A 17,209-nucleotide genomic window follows, 5' to 3' on the forward strand; every position below is an offset into this window, starting at 1 on the left:
CGCTTGAAATCCTGCCCGAACTTTATACGGCTAAATGGCAGGAAGGTCAACTAGGGCCCCGGGAAAGTTCGTATTTTTTTGCTACAGGGTCGAAATTGACCCTTACAAAGCTTGATAAGCAAATGACTTTTTTGTATTAAGCGGTCGTTTTTGGCGCCCGTCCGTGGTGCAACCGGTTAAACTACGCGCCGCGCGGAAGTTGCGCCTACAGGCGCAATCTTTTGTGTGGAGGTACGACAACCGCAGGAAACCCGCCCACACAACAGACGGGATAAATGCGGTGTCGAGCTGCTCTTGAAACAGGAGAAGACGTGAAAAGTTCTATTCAACGGAACATCGGCCCGTTCGCGCTGATGTTTACCGGCCTCGGCTCGATCATCGGTTCGGGCTGGCTGTTCGGCGCGTGGAAGGCGGCGAAAATTGCAGGTCCGGCGGCTGTTTGCGCCTGGATCATCGGTGCCGTGGTCATTCTGGCCATCGCGCTCACCTACGCCGAACTCGGTGCGATGTTCCCGGAGTCGGGCGGCATGGTCCGTTACGCCCGCTACTCGCACGGCGCCCTGGTGGGCTTCATCAGCGCGTGGGCAAACTGGATCGCCATTGTCTCGGTGATCCCGATCGAAGCCGAAGCCTCGATTCAGTACATGAGCACCTGGCCCTATGGGTGGGCGCACGCGCTCTTTGTCGACGGGTCATTGACACACTCAGGGCTCGGGCTCTCGGCGATTCTCGTGATTATCTACTTCATGCTCAACTATTGGGGTGTGAAGCTGTTCGCGCGTGCCAACAGCGCGATCACGATTTTCAAGTTCATTATCCCGGGCTTGACGATCATTGGGCTGATGGCGGGAAGTTTCCACCATGAGAATTTCGGCCAAACGACTACGTTCGCGCCGTATGGCTGGTCGGCGGTATTCACTGCGGTTGCGACCAGCGGCATCGTGTTCGCGTTCAACGGCTTCCAGAGCCCGATCAACCTGGCGGGCGAAGCGCGCAATCCGGCCAAGAGCGTGCCGTTCGCGGTCATTGGCTCGATTCTCTGCGCGCTCGTGATCTATGTGCTGCTGCAGATCGCCTATATCGGCGCGGTCAATCCGGCTGACGTCGCGAAGGGCTGGAACACCTTCAACTTCAAGTCGCCGTTCGCGGAACTCGCGATCGCGCTGAACCTGAACTGGCTCGCGATCCTGCTCTACGTCGACGCATTCGTGAGCCCGAGCGGCACCGGTACGACCTACATGGCGACGACCTCGCGCATGATCTACGCGATGGAGCGCAACAACACGATGCCGAAGATGTTCGGCAACGTGCACCCGTTCTACGGCGTGCCGCGTAACGCGATGTGGTTCAACCTGCTCGTCTCGTTCATCTTCATGTTCTTCTTCCGCGGCTGGAGCTCGCTCGCGGCGGTGATCTCGGTGGCGACGGTGATTTCGTACCTGACCGGCCCGATCAGCCTGATGGCCCTCAAGCGCGCCGCCTCGGACATCGAGCGCCCGCTGAGCGTGCCGTTCATGAAAGTGATCGCGCCGTTCGCATTCGTCTGCGCGTCGATGATCCTGTACTGGGCGAAGTGGCCGCTGACCGGCGAAATCATTCTGCTGATGGTCGTCGCGCTGCCGGTGTACTTCTACTTCCAGCGCAAGCAGGGCTTCGACGGCTGGGGCCAGGACCTGAAGGCCGCATGGTGGCTGTGCGCATACCTGCCGATCATGGCGCTTCTCTCGCTGATGGGCAGCAAGGAGTTCGGCGGCAGTGGTCTACTTCCCTACGGCTGGGACATGCTGATCGTCGCGCTGATCGCGCTCGTGTTCTATTACTGGGGCGTGAATTCGGGCTACCGCTCGCCGTACCTCGCGGAACGCCAGGAGCACGACGAAGTCCTCGAAGGCATCGGCGCGCACTAAGTCTCAAACCAAGCGTCGCGCAATACAAAAAGCCCGCCTGAAGCGATTCAGGCGGGCTTTTTTGCCTTTTGAGCAAACGCGGAGCCAGTATGGCGGCTCGCAGGGGCGTTATTGCACCGCACTGCCGAACACGTAGTTCGTCATCGCGAGCGCGCGCTGGTAGGTGCCAAGCGACTGCACACCGAGCGTGTAGTCGTCGTCGGCTGCGCCGAGCGCTGCGAAGACGGGCAGCAGGTGCTCGTCGGTCGGGTGCATGAGCGCGGCGTGCGGTGCACGCTGGCGGTAGTCGAGCAATGCGTCGATGTCGCGCGCGGCGAGGTGATTCTCGAACCACTCCGTGAACTCGGCTACGCGCGGATCGGCGTCTTCCGGGCGCGCCGAGAAGTCCGCCTCGCGCAGGTTATGCGTGATCTGGCCCGAGCCGATCACCATCACGCCTTCGTCGCGCAGCGAGCGCAGCGCGCGTCCCAGCGCGAAGTGATGCGCGGCGTTGGCGCGCGGCTGCACCGAGAGCTGGGCGACGGGCACGTCGGCGTCCGGGAACATCAGCAGCATGGGCACCCACGCGCCATGGTCGAGGCCATGTGCTTCCTCATCGACGGGAACGCCTTGCTCGCGCAGCAGCGCCGCTGCGCGCTGCGCCATCTCAGGCGCACCCGGCGCGGGGTACTGGATTTCGTAGAGCGCGCGCGGAAAGCCGTAAAAGTCGTGGATCGTTTCAGGCTGCTTGGCGGTGCTCACCGCGGGGCGCATCGTGCCCCAATGTGCGGAGAGCATGAGCACCGACTGCGGACGCGGCAAATGCTCCGAGAGCACGGTAAAGCCGCCAGAAGGCAGCGATGGATCGATCGGCAGCGTAGGCGCGCCGTGCGAGAGGAAAAGGGTAGGCGTGCGGGTGGTCATGATCCTGGGCTGGCCGCGCCGGGGCGGTCCGAAAGTATCGTATTGCGATCAATATAAGACCCAACCGTCGCGAATTAAACGTGGCGAAAGGGAATTGATTGTGTCGCCAGCATTGATAATCGACGTGGCGCAGGTAGATGCGATGAGCGCTTACTCGTCGCCGCCGCGCAGCCCCGGCCAGGCGGGCGAGAGAGCGGGCCCGAGCGCGAACAGGTCGAGCACGCGCGCGACCGTGTGATCGACCATCTCGTCGATCGAAGCCGGCTGATTGTAGAAGGCCGGCAACGGCGGGAAGATCACGCCGCCCATTTCGGTCACGGCCGTCATGTTGCGCAGGTGCGCGAGGTTGAACGGTGTTTCACGCACGAGCAGCACGAGACGGCGGCGTTCCTTGAGCGTGACGTCGGCGGCGCGCGCGATCAGATTGTCGGAGAGACCGTGAGCGACGCTCGCGAGCGTCTTCATCGAGCAGGGCGCGACGATCATGCCGTCGGTCGCGAACGAGCCCGAAGCGATGGTCGCGCCGACGTCGCGCACGGAATGCACGACATCGGCTCGCGCGTGCAGATCGTCCTTGGTGAGCTGCAACTCGTGCTGGATGTTGAGCCAGCCCGCGGCGGAAACGAGCAAGTGCGTTTCGACGCCGCCCAGCCGCCGCAGCATGTCGAGCATGCGCACGCCGTAGATCGCGCCCGTGGCACCCGTGATCGCGATGATCAGCCGGCGTTGCGGCAGTTGTGCGATAGCGGACGAAGCTGGGGAGGCGGTATTCACGTCAGGCGGGCAGGCGGGAGTCGAAGCGAAGGCGAGGCGCGCAGCGCCTCATGATAAGCGCCGGCGTAGCGTGCCGCGCGCTCGGGACGGCGCAGACGCAACGCGGTGCGCCCGATGCCGCCCCGTGGCCGGCAATTACGCCGCGGCGAAAAGCTGCTGCAGCTCGCCGTTCTGGTACATCTCCATCATGATGTCCGAGCCGCCGACGAACTCGCCCTTCACGTAGAGCTGCGGAATGGTCGGCCAGTTCGAGAATTCCTTGATGCCCTGGCGGACCGCGTCGTCTTCGAGCACGTTGACGGTCTTGAACTGATCGACGCCGCAGGCTTTCAGGATCTGCACCGCGCGACCGGAGAAGCCGCACATCGGGAACTGCGCGTTGCCCTTCATGAAGAGGACGACGGCGTTTTCGTCGACGATCTGCTTGATGCGTTGTTGGGTGTCCATGACTGACCTTGCGATTGAATTGATGCTGAATACGTTGGAATGCAGGATGAAATGATAGCGGATTTCGCTCGCGCGGGCCCGGCGCTACTAGGAGCGTTCCTGGTCGGCCTGCGGCGCCAGGCGGCCCCCGCTGATGCGTTCGATGCCGGCCAGATCGCGCTCGGAGCGCACGTCCGTGAAACCGGCGCTTTCCAGCAACGCTCGAACAGCGGCTGCCTGGTCGTAGCCGTGCTCCATCCAGAGCACGCCTTCCGGCGCGAGCCGCGCCGGTGCGCCCGCGACGATCGCGCGCAGAGCGGTGAGGCCGTCGGCTTCGTCGGTGAGCGCGCCGCGCGGCTCGAAGCGCAGGTCGCCTTGTTCCAGATGCGGGTCTGCGCTCGCGATGTAGGGCGGATTGCTCACAATCGCCTCGAAGCGCAGTGCCGGTTCGAGCGTGTCGTACCAGCTGCCCGCGACGAACGCGAGCGGGCCGCCGGGGCGCCGCATGTCGAGCAGCTTTGCGGCGTTGCGTGAAGCCACTTCGAGCGCGGCCGCCGAGCGATCGACGGCCCAAACGCGCGCATCGGGCCGTGCCGAGGCGAGCGCCACCGCAATCGCACCGCTGCCGGTGCCGAGATCGAGGACGCGCGGCTGTGCGATGCCTTCGAGCGCCGCGAGCGCGGTTTCCACGAGCAGCTCGGTATCGGGACGCGGAATCAGCACGTCGGGCGTCACGTCGAAGTCGAGGCCGTAGAACTCGCGTGCACCCACGAGCTGCGCGATCGGCTCGCCTCGCACTCGGCGCGCTTCGAGGGAGCGGTAGGCGTCCACGCGGGCCGCGTCGAGCGTCTCGTCGCCGCGCGTGATGAGTTCGGTGCGGCGCCAGCCAAGTACGTGCATCAGCAGAATGCGCGCTTCGAGCGCGGGCAGCGGCGAGGCGCGCAGCAGCGCGTCAGCGGTAAAGGCTTCGCTCATGTCCAATACGCGCTCAATCCGCGTCGCCCAGCGACGCAAGCTGCTCGGCCTGATGCTCGGAAACGAGCGCGCCGATCAGTTCGTCGAGGTCGCCGTCCATGATTGCTTCGAGGCGATAGAGCGTGAGATTGATGCGGTGATCGGTGAGCCGCCCCTGCGGAAAGTTGTAGGTGCGGATGCGCTCCGAGCGATCGCCCGAACCCACGAGGCTCTTGCGTGTGGCCGCTTCCTTCGCGTGCTGCTCCTGGTACTGCTTGTCCTTGATGCGCGCGGCCAGTACCTTGAGCGCGCGGTCCTTGTTCTTGTGCTGTGAGCGGTCGTCCTGGCACTCCACCACGATGCCGGTCGGAAGGTGCGTCACGCGCACGGCCGAATCGGTCTTGTTGATGTGCTGACCGCCCGCGCCGGAGGCCCGGAACGTGTCGATGCGCAGGTCGGCGGGATTGATCTCGACTTCGCCGATCTCGTCGGCTTCCGGCATCACCGCGACCGTGCAGGCCGACGTGTGGATGCGACCCTGCGTTTCGGTGGCGGGCACGCGCTGCACGCGGTGGCCGCCCGACTCGAACTTGAGCTTCGAGTACGCCGCCTCGCCCGCAATGCGCACGATCACTTCCTTATAGCCGCCCAGATCCGACTCGCTCGCCGACATCATTTCGATCTGCCAGCGGCTGCGCTCCGCGTAGCGCAGATACATGCGCAGCAGGTCGCCCGCGAACAGGGCCGACTCGTCGCCGCCCGTACCCGCGCGGATTTCGAGGAACACGTTGCGGTCGTCGTTCGGGTCTTTCGGCAGCAGCATCATCTGCAATTCCTGCTGGAGCTGCGCCATGCGCTCGCGCGCGGCTTTCACCTCTTCTTCGGCGAAGTCGCGCATCGAGGCGTCGGAGAGCAGGTCTTTCGCCGCTGCCTCGTCGTCTTTGGCTTGACGCCACTGGCCATAGTGCTCGACGACCGGCCCCAGTTCCGAATGCTCGCGCGTGAGCTTGCGGTACTGCTCGCGGTTCGAGGTCACATCGGGACGGCTCAACAGGTCGTTTAGCTCGGCCAGGCGCGTAGTCAGCTGGTCGAGCTTCGATTGCATGCTCGTTTTCATCGGGCGGTGCGGAGCGGACTCCGGATAGGACTGCGAGAGAGAAGAGGCGGGCGCGCGGCCCGGTTGTGCACGGCACGCATGGCGCGCGCCCGACCGCGAACGTCGCTAACGGTCCGAACTACCGGACGAATCGGACGAATCGGACGAGCCGGCGGAACGCGGCGAGGCCGTGACACCCGCCGCTGGCGGCGCGGCGTCGTCTGCCCTGGCCGGCTGGCCGTGGCGGTAAAAGCCGCCCATCAGTTCGATGAGCGAGTCGCGCTGATCGCCGCTCGACGTGTTGAGCGCATGCGTCGGACCGTGGATCAGCTTGTTGGTGAGCGACTGCGACAGCGCTTCGAGCACGGCGGACGGGTCGTCGCCGCGCGCGAGCAACTTGCGGGCGCGGTCGAGCTCGGCGCGACGCAGCGCGTCGGCCTGAGTGTGCATGTGGCGGATGACCGGCACGATGCTGCGCGAGTCGAGCCACTGCATGAAGTTCGCCACGCGCGACTCGATGATCGTCTCGGCCTGCGCGACGGCGGCCTGGCGAGAGGCGTTGCCTTCACGCACGATCGCGCCGAGATCGTCGACGGTATAGAGGAACACGTCTTCGAGCTGGGCGACTTCGGGCTCGATGTCGCGGGGCACCGCGAGGTCGACCATGAAAATGGGGCGGTGCCGACGCGCTTTCACCGCGCGCTCCACCGCGCCGAGTCCAATGATGGGCAGCGTGGACGCCGTGCACGAGACGATGATGTCGAATTCGTGCATGCGGGTAGGCAGGTCGGAGAGCGGAATGGCGCGCCCGCCGAAACGTTCGGCAACATAGCGCCCGCGCTCGGCGGTGCGGTTTGCGACGACAAGTTCGCGCGGCTGCTGCGCGGCGAAGTGCGCGGCGCACAGTTCGATCATCTCGCCCGCGCCGATGAAGAGCACGCGCTGGTTGGCGATCTTGTCGAAGATGCGCTGTGCGAGGCGCACGGCAGCGGCGGCCATGGAGACCGATTGCGCGCCGATCTCGGTCGAGCTGCGCACTTCCTTCGCCACGGCGAAGGTGCGCTGGAACAACTGGTTCAAATAGGTGCCGAGCGCCCCGGCTTCGGTCGCGGTGCGAACCGCGGTCTTCATCTGGCCGACGATTTGCGTCTCGCCCAGCACCATCGAATCGAGCCCCGAAGCCACCCGGAACGCATGACGCACCGCTTCGGACTGCGGCAGCGTGTAGACGTGCGGTGCAAGTTCCTCTTCGCGGATGCCGTGGTAATGCGAAAGCCAGCTCACGGCGGCGTCGCGCGAGCTTTGCGCGTCGGTCGCGCAGTAGAGCTCGGTGCGGTTACAGGTGGAGAGAATGGCTGCTTCCGGCGCGCTCAGCGAACGCTTGCCGGACCACGCTTCCTTGAACAGGGCGAGCGCGGGCTTGATCTGTTCGAGCGGAAACGCCACGCGTTCGCGCAAGGCGACGGGCGCGGTGTGGTGATTGATTCCGATCGTTAGAAGCTGCATACCATGGGGGCGAGATTTAGGCGGATATTATAACTTTTCCTCGCTTCCGACATTCGCGTCGACAGAGTCCGACATTCCGGTAGGTGATATGGGGAGTCTTTCGAGCTGGTAGCCAAAGCCATACAACGTTGTCAAACGCCAGCCGTGCTCGGGCCCGAGCTGCAATTTGCTGCGCAGCCGGGAGGCGTGAGTGTCGAGCGTGCGCGACCGAACGTCGCGGTTCAGATTCCAAACGGTTTCGAGGATGCGTGCTCGCGAAACGGGGCGCGATGCGTTGGTGAAGAGCAGCAGCGCGAAGCGGTATTCCTTGGGTGTGAGCGTGACGGTTTGACCCCGAAACGACACTTCGTAGCGCCCGGAATCGAAGAGGTAGTCCCCAAAACCGTGACGGGCGCGGTTGCGCGGCCGGCGCACACCGGCGCGGCGCAGGAGCGCGTCGATGCGTGCGAGCATTTCGGGGCCGCGCACGGGTTTGGCGATGCAGTCGTCCGCACCGGCCTGCAGGCTCGCGACGATCTCGCTTTCATGGGGCGCGAGCATCAGCGCGATGGCGGGCAGACCCGGGAGCAGCTTGCGCACCTGGGGGATGACGTCGTCGGCCCCAACGTCGCCGCACCACCATGCCGCGATCAAAAGGTCGAAGGTTTCGTCTTCAAGGGTTTCGAAGAGCTGTGCGCCGAGCGGGAAGTGCTGGCATGCGTGCCCACCCGCAATGAGCAGGCGCACAAGGGTTTCGGCCTGACGGGCGTCGGGTTCGACAAGGGCGATTCGCATACGAGAGAGTGCGGCTGGAGCGGCCCGGATGCGCTTGCCTTGCGCCATCCTGCCCCCTACACTCAACCGCTACGCGGGAAGCGCCGAGCCGACCGTTTTCCAGTTTTAAAAGAGACTAACCAAGTTACAAATGCTAGCCCCCGTGCTTCGCCAGTCCTATCAGACTTATCCGAAAACCTATAGGACAAGTCTCTGATGGGCTGGCCCGGTATTGTCATTCTTGGTCTGGTGGTGGGATGTGCGGGATGGTGGCTCCATCCCTTGCGCCGTGCCGCGCGTCACTCACTCGCGCTGGCGGTCGTGGCCGGCGTGCTCGGAGCGGCGCTCGCGAACGCGGCCGGCAGTGCGATCGGTCTTTTCTACGATGGCGAGTTGCTCCAGTGGCCGCTTTGCACGGCGCTCGCGCTCGTTTTCGTGGGTGTGTGCGTGGCGCTGCGCGCCCGGTGGAGCTAGCCGCACGCAGCCGGTCTGTCCAGCCGCCGCCTTTGGCCGTACCCAGATCTTCCGCATCGAATTCTTCGCAGGTGAAAACATGAACGCCCGACTCCCCGAAACCTCCTCGATTCCCGAACGCATTGCCGCCCTGCGCGCCGCGATGGCGCGCGCCGGCGTGGATGCTGCCCTCGTGCCGTCCGCCGATCCGCATCTGTCCGAATACCTGCCGCGCCGCTGGCAAGGGCGCGAGTGGCTCTCGGGCTTCACCGGCTCGGTGGGCACGCTCGTTGTGACGAAGGATTTCGCGGGCGTGTGGGTCGACAGCCGCTACTGGGTGCAGGCCGAGCAGCAACTGGCCGGCACCGGCATCCAGCTCATGAAGATGATGGGCGGCCAGCAGAGCGCGCCGCACATCGACTGGCTCGCGCAGAACGTGAGCGCGGGCGGCGCGGTGGCCGTGGACGGCGCGGTGCTCGGCGTGGCCTCGGCGCGCGCGCTGGCCGATGCGCTCAAGGCGCGCGACGTCGCGCTGCGCACCGACCTCGATCTGCTCGACGATGTCTGGCAGGGCCGCCCGTCCTTGCCGCTCGAACCCGTGTACGAGCACGTCGCACCGCACGCCGATACGAGCCGCGCCGGCAAGCTCGACCAGGTGCGCCGCGCGATGCAGGAGAAGGGCGCGCAGTGGCACTTCGTCTCCACGCTCGACGACCTCGCCTGGCTCTTCAACCTGCGCGGTGCGGACGTCAACTACAACCCGGTGTTCGTCGCCCACGCGCTGATCGGGCCGGACGACGCGACGCTTTTCGTCGCCGACGGCAAGGTGAGCGAGGCGCTCGTGCAGTCGCTCGCGAAAGACAAGGTGCGCGTCGCGCCCTATGCCGAGGCCGCCGCCGCGCTCGCGGCGCTGCCCGCGAAGGCCGCGCTGCTCGTCGATCCGCGCCGCGTGACGTATGGCTTGCTGCAGGCGGTGTCGTCGGCGGTGAAGCTCGTGGAGTCGGTCAATCCGAGCACGTTCTTCAAGTCGCGCAAGACGGCCGCCGAAGCCGATCACGTCCGCGCGACCATGGAGCAGGACGGTGCGGCGCTCGCCGAATTCTTCGCGTGGTTCGAGGCGGCGCTTGGCCGCGAGACCATCACCGAGCTGACCATCGACGAAAAGCTTTCCGCCGCGCGTGCGCGCCGTGCGGGCTTCAAGTCGCTCTCGTTCGCGACCATCGCGGGCTTCAACGCGAACGGCGCGATGCCGCACTACCGCGCCACGCCCGAATCGCACAGCGTGATCGAAGGCAATGGCCTCTTGCTCATCGACTCGGGCGGACAGTACCTCGACGGCACCACGGACATCACGCGCGTCGTGCCCGTGGGCACGCCGAGCACGGAGCAAAAGCGCGACTTCACGCTCGTGCTCAAGGGCATGATGGCGCTCTCGCGCGCGAAGTTCCCGCGCGGCATCCGCTCGCCGATGCTCGACGCCATCGCGCGCGCGCCGATCTGGGAAGCGGGCGCGGACTACGGCCACGGCACCGGCCACGGCGTGGGCTACTTCCTGAACGTGCACGAAGGTCCGCAGGTCATCTCGCATTACGCGCCGGCCGAGCCCTGGACCGCGATGGAAGAGGGCATGATCACCTCGGTCGAGCCGGGCATCTACCGGCCGGGCAAGTGGGGCGTTCGCATCGAGAATCTCGTGCTGAACCAGCGCGCCGAAACGACCGAATTCGGCGACTTCCTCGACTTCGAGACGCTCACGCTCTGCCCGATCGACACGCGCTGCATTGATCTGGCGCTTTTGCGCGCGGACGAGCGCGAATGGCTCAATGCGTATCACCAGACGGTGCGCGTGCGCGTGGCGCTGCACGTGAGCGGCGATGCGCTCGCGTGGCTCGAAAAGCGCACGCAGCCGATCTGAGGTCCCCGGTATCCAGATAGCGATCAGATAGCGAACAAGCGGAGCGAAACGCGCATGGCGATCAAGGCAGTGGTGTTCGATTTCGGCGGGGTGCTCGTGGACTGGAGTCCCGAGCATCTCTATCGCAAGCTCATTCCCAACGACGACGAGCGGCGCTGGTTTCTCACACATGTCTGCAAGATGGACTGGGTGATCCGCCAGGACGGCGGCGAGCCTATCGCAGCGGGCACCGAGGAACTGATCGCGCAGTTTCCCGAGCACGAGGCGCTTATCCGTGCGTTCTACGAGCGCTGGCACGAGATGATCGGCGGGCTGCTCGAGGGCGGCGTCGCCACCTTCGAGCGTCTGGAGGCGGCGGGCATGCCGATCTTCGGTCTCACGAACTGGTCGGACGAGACGTTTCCGTGGGCGTGGGAGCGCTTCGGCATCCTGCGGCGCTGCCGCGACATCGTCGTTTCGGGCCGCGTGAAGCTCGTGAAGCCCGATCCGGCGATCTTCCACGAGATGTTCCGCCGCATCGAAGCGCAGTTGCCGGGCGTGAAGCCCGAGGAACTCGTTTTCATCGACGACAACGCGCACAACGCGCAAGCCGCCACGGCGCTCGGCTGGCACGGCGTGCACCACACGAGCAACGCGGCCACCGACGCGAAACTGCGCGAACTCGGCCTGCCGGTCTAACCAGGCCAAAGTCCGCGCCCCGCGCGCTATTTCGATGCCGGCGCCGGCGGCACCGGCTGCAGCAGACTGCGCAGCGCGTCGGCGATACTTTTTGCGGTTTGCCCGGCGCCCTTCGCCACACCTTCCGCGCTCACGCCGAGCGCCTGCGCGAAGCCTGCGCGCAGTTCCGTCATCAGGTTTTCGTCGAGCTTGAATTTCGGATCACGCAGGTTGCCCTCGAGCACGAAATGCAGCGTGATCTCACCCTTGTGCGCCTTCAAGGCCGCCACGGCGGCTCGCGTCGGAATCGACAGGAAGGTGTCCACGGCGTTGCCGCCTTGCGAAAGTTGCAGGTTGTGCAGCGTGACCGTGCCCGGCGCGTGCAGGTGATAGCCGCGCACGGTCGAGGTGAGATCGAGGTCGAGCGTGCCGCCCGTCACATTGGCCTTCGCACCGGCCTTTTTCAGCAGATAGGGATCGATCGTCCGCACATCCACGCCGCGCAGCGTCGTGTGGAGTTGCGAGTCCTGGCTCGCGATCTGCATCCAGCCGTTGAACGTCATGCGCCCTGTGTGCTCCGGGCCGACAACATTGCCCGTGACCGAAACGCGCGTAGGCTCCGTCAGTGCGGGCAGGTGGACATTGTCGACGCTCGCCTGCGCGCGGTTCACCGTGACACGCCACGGCGGATTGCTCACCGAGCGGTCGTAGAAGTCGAATGTGCCGTTCTCGAAGCCGATATGGTCGATGACCTTTTCCTGAGGCAGGCTGCTTCCTCCCTGCGCACCGCTCGCGGGCGCGGCGCTTCGTGTCATCTCTGCGCGCAGATTCGGCAGGATCTGGATCGAGCCGCTTTCCCGGCGCAGCACCGTCATCGTGAAGTCGCTCACGGTGACGTCGCGAATATGCACGCGGTGCGAAATTAGCGCACGCAAGTCGGGCGTGATCGTGATGCGCGCGGCGCGCAGGGTGTCGGCGGTGGGCCAGTTGGGCGGGGGCTTGAGGCGCACGTCGGTGAGTTCGACTGACGAGAGATTGAACGCCACGTTCACGCTCGCGGCTGTGCCGACTGGCGCGAGCGCGCCCTCCACGTACGCCTTGGCCTCCCGCTGCAGCGCGTAGAGCGTGCCGAGCGCCGCGAGCACGAGCACCGCGACGACGATCGCCACGATGAGGAGAACACGGTTGCGCAGCGGCATCGCCATACGGAATTCCTTTCGGGGGATGGCCGGAGTTCAAGCCCGAAGTGACACAAGGTGACCCCAAGCGTAGCGGCTTTCGAGCAACCGCCATGCCGCGCGTGGCTCCATAAAGACAACGGCGGCCCGCGGGCCGCCGTTGTTTGCTATCGATCTCGCCTGATTAGCGGCTGATCGGCTTGTAGCGCAGACGCTTCGGACGCGCGGCTTCTTCGCCAAGACGCTTGATCTTGTCGGCCTCGTATTCCTGATAGTTGCCGTCGAAGAACGTGACCTGCGAGTCGCCTTCGAACGCGAGGATGTGCGTGGCGATACGGTCGAGGAACCAGCGATCGTGCGAAATCACCATGACCGAGCCCGCAAATTCGAGCAGGGCGTCTTCGAGCGCGCGCAGCGTTTCGACGTCGAGGTCGTTCGACGGTTCGTCGAGCAGCAGGACGTTGCCGCCCGAAATGAGCGTCTTGGCCAGATGCAGACGGCCACGCTCACCGCCCGACAGGTTGCCGACGATCTTCTGCTGATCGCCGCCCTTGAAGTTGAAGCGGCCGATGTACGCGCGCGAAGGCGTTTCGTACTTGCCCACGGTCAGCACGTCCGCGCCGCCCGAGATCTCTTCGAACACGGTCTTGTCGGACGCGAGCGCGTCGCGGCTCTGGTCCACATAAGCGAGTTTGACCGTCGGGCCTTGCACGATCTCGCCCGAATCCGGCTGTTCCTTGCCCGTGAGCATGCGGAAGAGGGTCGACTTACCTGCGCCGTTCGGCCCGATAATGCCGACGATCGCGCCCGCGGGAATCTTGAAACTGAGATCGTCGATGAGCAGACGGTCGCCGTACGACTTGCTGACGTTCTTGAACTCGATGACTTCGTTGCCCAGACGCTCGCCCGCCGGAATGAAGATTTCCTGCGTTTCGTTGCGCTTCTGGTAATCCGAGCTCGACAGCTCCTCGAAGCGGGCGATACGCGCCTTCGACTTCGCCTGACGGCCCTTCGGGTTCTGGCGCACCCACTCCAGTTCCTTCTTGATCGCCTTCTGGCGAGCGGATTCCGTCGCTTCTTCCTGCTTCAGGCGCTCTTCCTTCTGGTCGAGCCAGCTGGAGTAGTTGCCCTTCCAGGGAATGCCGTGGCCGCGGTCGAGTTCGAGTATCCACTCGGCTGCGTTGTCGAGGAAGTAGCGGTCGTGGGTCACGGCGACCACGGTGCCCGGGAAGCGCGTGAGGAACTGCTCGAGCCACTCGACCGATTCGGCGTCCAGGTGGTTGGTCGGCTCGTCGAGCAGCAGCATGTCGGGCTTTTCGAGCAGCAGTTTGCACAGCGCCACGCGGCGCTTTTCACCGCCCGACAGATTGCCGATCTTCGCGTCCCAAGCCGGCAGGCGCAGTGCGTCTGCAGCGATTTCGATCTGCTGTTCCGCGCTGCCGTCGGTCGTCGCGAGGATCGCCTCGTACTTCGCTTGCTCGGCGGCGAGTGCGTCGAAGTCGGCATCCGGTTCCGCGTAGGCGGCGTAGATTTCGTCGAGCTTCTTCTGCGCGCCGAACACGTCGCCGAGACCCTCTTCGACGGCTTCGCGCACGGTCTTTTCGGGGTCGAGCTGCGGTTCCTGTGGCAGGTAGCCGATGTTGAGGTTAGGCATCGGCGTGGCTTCGCCTTCGATGTCCTTGTCGACGCCGGCCATGATCTTGATGAGCGTGGACTTGCCCGAGCCGTTCAGGCCGAGCAGGCCGATCTTCGCGCCGGGAAAGAACGACAGCGAGATGTCTTTCAGGATCTGGCGCTTGGGCGGCACGATCTTGCCGACCCGGTTCATGGTGAAGACGTATTGGGCCATGAGAGTGTCTTTGGAAACGGGAAAAAGGGGCGGAAGTATGTCTCAAACGCGGCGCGCGCCGCGTCGGAACCGCAAATTGAGGTGACGCGCAAACCGCTATTGTACGGGGCGCCGGCGGCGGGGGAGTGACGCTTGCCTGTCGTCGGCCTCTCGCGCCGTCAGCCGTAAAAAAGCCCGCTCACGAGCGGGCTTTTTCGGCATTGCCCTGCAACGTCGCTTAGACGTTGAACAGGAAGTTCATCACGTCGCCGTCGTGCACGACATATTCCTTGCCTTCGGCGCGCATCTTGCCGGCTTCCTTCGCGCCGGTTTCGCCCTTGTACTGGATGTAGTCGTCGAACGCGATGGTCTGGGCGCGGATGAAGCCGCGCTCGAAGTCGGTGTGGATCGCGCCGGCGGCTTGCGGTGCCGTATCGCCGATGTGGATCGTCCACGCGCGCACTTCCTTCACGCCGGCCGTGAAGTAGGTCTGCAGGCCGAGCAGCTTGAAGCCCGCGCGGATCACGCGGTCGAGGCCCGGCTCGTCCATGCCCATGTCGGCGAGGAACGCGGCCTTGTCTTCGTCTTCGAGGTCGGCGATTTCCGCTTCGATCGCAGCGCACACTGCCACGACCGGTGCGTTCTCGGCTTCGGCGTGCTTGCGCACGGCGTCGAGGTACGGGTTGTTCTCGAAGCCGTCGTCCTTCACGTTCGCGACGTACATCGTCTTCTTCGCGGTGATGAGGCAGAAGGGCTTGAGGAGCGCCTGCTCGTCTTCGTTCAGGTCGAGCGCGCGCACGGGCTTCGCCTGATCGAGTTGCGCACGCACCTTTTCCAGCACGGCGACGAGCTTCGCGGCTTCTTTATCGTTGCCCGACTTGGCAGCCTTCGAATAGCGCGTGAGCGACTTTTCGACCGTGGCGAGGTCGGCGAGCGCAAGTTCGGTGTTGATGACTTCGATGTCGGAGAGTGGATCGACCTTACCCGCGACGTGGATCACGTTCTCGTCCTCGAAGCAGCGCACGACGTGCGTGATCGCATCCGTTTCGCGGATGTTGGCGAGAAACTGGTTGCCGAGGCCTTCACCCTTGCTCGCGCCCGCGACCAGACCCGCGATGTCGACGAACTCCACCACGGCCGGCACGACGCGCTCGGGCTTGACGATCTCGGCTAGCGCTTTCAGGCGCTGATCCGGCACTTCCACGACGCCGACGTTCGGCTCGATCGTGCAGAACGGATAGTTTTCAGCCGCGATGCCCGCCTTGGTCAGCGCGTTGAAGAGGGTGGACTTGCCGACATTAGGCAAGCCGACGATGCCGCATTGGAGGCTCATGAAATTCTCTGCATGTCAGGGTGGTGACGTGCGGCTCGCCGCGCGCGAAGCGCCCGGGGCCGGGCGTCTCGCGAAAGCGGGAGCGGCGGGCGGGGCGGCGCAGGTGGCACGTCGGGGGGCGTGACACCGGTCACGCGGGGTCACGAAAACCGTAATTGTAACCTCGTCCGGGTGAGGGTTAGCCGCAGGCGTCGCCGTCCCCGTGGGATGCCATCCTGCGATGCCTTGCTGCGCCGCAACACCGCGCCCTTCCGGCCCTGTCAGACAAGCACCCGCGGCTATAATGCGCGCATGACAGCAAGCAACCAGACCTTTGATGTCGCCGTGATCGGCGGCGGGCTCGTCGGCAAGGCGGCGGCGCTCGCGCTGACCCAGGGCGGCCTGCGCGTGGCGCTGCTCGCGCAGCCGTGCGCGCCGCTGCCCGCGGGCGCCGTGTTCGACGCGCGGGTGTACGCGTTCTCGCGCAGCTCGCAGGCGCTGTTCGAGCGGCTACGGGTCTGGCAGGCCGCCGCCGCCGCGCGCCTCACGCCCGTCTACGACATGCGCGTGTTCGGCGACGCGGCGGCGGAGTTGCACTTTTCGGCGTACCAGGCGTCGGTTGCGCAACTCGCGTGGATTGCCGGGTCGTCGGTCATCGAGCGCGCGCTGGACGCCGCGTTGCACTTCCAGCCCAATCTCGCGTGGATCGACACGCGTGCAGAGACGCTCGACGTGAAACCCGACGCGGCCGTGATCGGCCTCGCCAATGGCCGCACGATCGAAGTCGACCTCGCGATCGGCGCGGACGGCGCGCATTCGTGGGTGCGCGCGCAGATCGGCTCGAAGGTCGAGCGGCGCGATTACCAGCAAACCGGCGTGGTCGCCAATTTCCGCGCGCAAAAGCCGCACGGCGAAACGGCGTACCAATGGTTCCGCGAGGGGGAGATCGTTGCCTTGCTGCCGCTGCCGGATCAGCACGTGTCGCTCGTCTGGTCGGCACAGACCGAACACGCCGATGCGCTTCTCAAGCTCGAACCGGCGCAGCTTGCCGCTGAAGTCGAGCGCGTTTCGCAAAGCCAGCTGGGTGCGCTCGAATGCGTCACGCCTGCACGCGGGTTTCCTCTTTCGCTGCAAACCGTGGATCGGCTCGTGGCGCCTCGCGTCGCCCTGGTAGGAGACGCCGCGCATCTGATTCATCCGCTTGCGGGTCAAGGCGTGAACCTCGGCTTGCGCGACGTTGCCGCGCTCGTCGACGTCGTCACGAAGAAAGAGGCGTTCCGCGATCTCGGCGACATCGTGCTGCTGCGCCGCTACGAACGCGGCCGCCGCGAGGACATCCAGAAGCTCGTCGTCGCCACCGACGGCCTGCAGCGGCTCTTCTCGTTCCCCGGCACGCTGGCCCGCGCGGTGCGCAACACGGGCATGGCGTTCGTGGGCGCGCAGCCGCTGCTCAAGCGCTGGCTCGTGGCCTCGGCGCTCGGCTAATATCCTCCGGCTTCACCGCTCAATTGCCACGCATTTACCGCTCAAGCGGGCATTTCGGTTGC

General features: G+C 65.2%; 15 protein-coding genes. 5 read left to right on the forward strand and 10 right to left on the reverse strand.

Annotated elements, in window-relative coordinates; genetic code table 11:
* Positions 1 to 311 precede the first annotated feature (311 nt).
* Complete coding sequence (locus JMY28_RS32255) at positions 312 to 1,907, forward strand: APC family permease (RefSeq protein ID WP_201699939.1); 1,596 nt, start codon at positions 312 to 314, stop codon at positions 1,905 to 1,907.
* A gap of 108 nt (positions 1,908 to 2,015) precedes the next feature.
* Here JMY28_RS32255 and JMY28_RS32260 read toward each other — a convergent pair whose 3' ends face one another.
* From JMY28_RS32260 to JMY28_RS32290, 7 genes are all read right to left on the reverse strand, one after another.
* Positions 2,016 to 2,810 carry a DODA-type extradiol aromatic ring-opening family dioxygenase gene (locus tag JMY28_RS32260; RefSeq protein ID WP_201699940.1) on the reverse strand — a complete coding sequence of 265 codons (795 nt, stop codon included), beginning with the start codon at positions 2,808 to 2,810 and terminating at the stop codon, positions 2,016 to 2,018.
* Between the two features lie 150 nt (positions 2,811 to 2,960).
* On the reverse strand, positions 2,961 to 3,584 hold the full coding sequence (locus tag JMY28_RS32265) for a UbiX family flavin prenyltransferase (RefSeq protein WP_328809774.1): 624 nt from the start codon (positions 3,582 to 3,584) through the stop codon (positions 2,961 to 2,963).
* A gap of 135 nt (positions 3,585 to 3,719) precedes the next feature.
* Entirely contained in the window at positions 3,720 to 4,031 is a 312-nt protein-coding gene (gene grxD / locus JMY28_RS32270; protein ID WP_028208749.1) for a Grx4 family monothiol glutaredoxin, read from the reverse strand.
* Between the two features lie 87 nt (positions 4,032 to 4,118).
* Complete coding sequence (prmC, locus tag JMY28_RS32275; RefSeq protein WP_201699941.1) at positions 4,119 to 4,985, reverse strand: peptide chain release factor N(5)-glutamine methyltransferase; 867 nt, start codon at positions 4,983 to 4,985, stop codon at positions 4,119 to 4,121.
* Between the two features lie 13 nt (positions 4,986 to 4,998).
* Complete coding sequence (prfA, locus tag JMY28_RS32280) at positions 4,999 to 6,081, reverse strand: peptide chain release factor 1 (RefSeq protein WP_201699942.1); 1,083 nt, start codon at positions 6,079 to 6,081, stop codon at positions 4,999 to 5,001.
* Between the two features lie 105 nt (positions 6,082 to 6,186).
* Positions 6,187 to 7,566, reverse strand: coding sequence for a glutamyl-tRNA reductase (gene hemA / locus JMY28_RS32285; protein WP_201699943.1), 1,380 nt, complete (start codon positions 7,564 to 7,566; stop codon positions 6,187 to 6,189).
* A 27-nt stretch (positions 7,567 to 7,593) separates the two neighbouring features.
* On the reverse strand, positions 7,594 to 8,340 hold the full coding sequence (locus tag JMY28_RS32290; RefSeq protein WP_201699972.1) for a response regulator transcription factor: 747 nt from the start codon (positions 8,338 to 8,340) through the stop codon (positions 7,594 to 7,596).
* Positions 8,341 to 8,535: 195 nt separating this feature from the next.
* Between JMY28_RS32290 and JMY28_RS32295 the strand changes: the two genes are divergently transcribed.
* The 3 genes from JMY28_RS32295 (at position 8,536) to JMY28_RS32305 (ending at position 11,365) form a co-directional block, all read left to right on the forward strand.
* A complete protein-coding gene (locus JMY28_RS32295; protein ID WP_201699944.1) occupies positions 8,536 to 8,793 on the forward strand; it encodes a hypothetical protein in 258 nt (85 codons plus the stop codon).
* Between the two features lie 79 nt (positions 8,794 to 8,872).
* Positions 8,873 to 10,687, forward strand: a complete 1,815-nt coding sequence (locus JMY28_RS32300) for an aminopeptidase P family protein (RefSeq protein WP_201699945.1) — start codon at positions 8,873 to 8,875, stop codon at positions 10,685 to 10,687.
* A 54-nt stretch (positions 10,688 to 10,741) separates the two neighbouring features.
* A complete protein-coding gene (locus JMY28_RS32305) occupies positions 10,742 to 11,365 on the forward strand; it encodes an HAD family hydrolase (protein ID WP_201699946.1) in 624 nt (207 codons plus the stop codon).
* Positions 11,366 to 11,391: 26 nt separating this feature from the next.
* On the opposite strand, the gene JMY28_RS32310 is transcribed toward JMY28_RS32305, so the two are convergent.
* The 3 genes from JMY28_RS32310 to ychF all read right to left on the reverse strand — a co-directional run bounded on the left by JMY28_RS32310 (position 11,392) and on the right by ychF (position 15,683).
* Entirely contained in the window at positions 11,392 to 12,549 is a 1,158-nt protein-coding gene (locus JMY28_RS32310; protein ID WP_201699947.1) for a DUF748 domain-containing protein, read from the reverse strand.
* Between the two features lie 157 nt (positions 12,550 to 12,706).
* The gene (gene ettA / locus JMY28_RS32315; RefSeq protein WP_201699948.1) at positions 12,707 to 14,371 is read right to left on the reverse strand and encodes an energy-dependent translational throttle protein EttA; all 1,665 of its coding nucleotides are present in this window, start codon (positions 14,369 to 14,371) and stop codon (positions 12,707 to 12,709) included.
* 217 nt (positions 14,372 to 14,588) lie between these two features.
* Positions 14,589 to 15,683, reverse strand: a complete 1,095-nt coding sequence (gene ychF, locus JMY28_RS32320) for a redox-regulated ATPase YchF (RefSeq protein ID WP_201699949.1) — start codon at positions 15,681 to 15,683, stop codon at positions 14,589 to 14,591.
* Between the two features lie 291 nt (positions 15,684 to 15,974).
* On the opposite strand from ychF, the gene JMY28_RS32325 reads away from it, so the two are divergent.
* Positions 15,975 to 17,147 carry a UbiH/UbiF family hydroxylase gene (locus JMY28_RS32325; RefSeq protein ID WP_201699950.1) on the forward strand — a complete coding sequence of 391 codons (1,173 nt, stop codon included), beginning with the start codon at positions 15,975 to 15,977 and terminating at the stop codon, positions 17,145 to 17,147.
* The last annotated feature ends 62 nt before the right edge of the window (positions 17,148 to 17,209 follow it).

Origin of the sequence: Paraburkholderia hiiakae (assembly GCF_904848665.1) — a bacterium.
GTDB lineage: Bacteria > Pseudomonadota > Gammaproteobacteria > Burkholderiales > Burkholderiaceae > Paraburkholderia > Paraburkholderia hiiakae.